This window comes from Amycolatopsis nivea, from assembly GCF_004522235.1.
Lineage (GTDB): Bacteria > Actinomycetota > Actinomycetes > Mycobacteriales > Pseudonocardiaceae > Amycolatopsis > Amycolatopsis nivea.
In genome coordinates this window covers 1-722 of record NZ_SDLT01000114.1, presented here as the reverse complement: position 1 = coordinate 722, position 722 = coordinate 1, and the positions used below count along the sequence as shown (strand labels likewise).

The following is a 722-nucleotide window of genomic DNA, read 5'->3' as shown; positions in this document are numbered from 1 at the left end:
TACGTGTTCGCCGCGATCGAGGCCGGCTGCGCCGCGGTGCGGGTGAACCCGGGCAACATCCGCAAGTTCGACGACCAGGTCAAGGAAATCGCCCAGGCGGCGAAGGACCACGGCACGCCGATCCGGATCGGCGTCAACGCCGGCTCGCTGGACAAGCGGCTGCTCGAGAAATACGGCAAGGCCACCCCGGAAGCCCTCGCCGAATCGGCGATGTGGGAAGCCTCCCTCTTCGCCGAGCACGACTTCCACGACATCAAGATCTCGGTCAAGCACAACGACCCCGTCGTGATGGTCCGCGCCTACGAAATCCTCGCCGACCAGTGCGACTACCCGCTGCACCTGGGCGTCACCGAGGCCGGGCCCGCGTTCCAGGGCACCATCAAATCCGCCGTCGCGTTCGGCGCGCTGCTGCGCCAGGGCATCGGCGACACCATCCGGGTCTCGCTGTCCGCGCCGCCGGTCGAAGAGGTCAAGGTCGGCACCCAGATCCTGCAGTCGCTCAACCTGCGGCCCCGCAAGCTGGAGATCGTGTCCTGCCCCTCCTGCGGACGCGCCCAGGTCGACGTCTACACCCTCGCCGACCAGGTCACCGCCGGCCTGGAAGGCATGGAAATCCCGCTGCGCGTCGCGGTCATGGGCTGCGTCGTCAACGGCCCCGGCGAAGCCCGCGAAGCCGACCTCGGCGTCGCCTCCGGCAACGGCAAAGGCCAGATCTTCGTCAA

The 722-nt window shown here is 68.3% G+C and carries 1 protein-coding gene; it reads left to right on the top strand.

The genetic code is table 11. The features are described 5' to 3' along the window. The coding region (ispG, locus tag EIZ44_RS44460; protein WP_134734620.1) for a flavodoxin-dependent (E)-4-hydroxy-3-methylbut-2-enyl-diphosphate synthase at window positions 1-722 on the top strand (722 nt) is incomplete at both ends.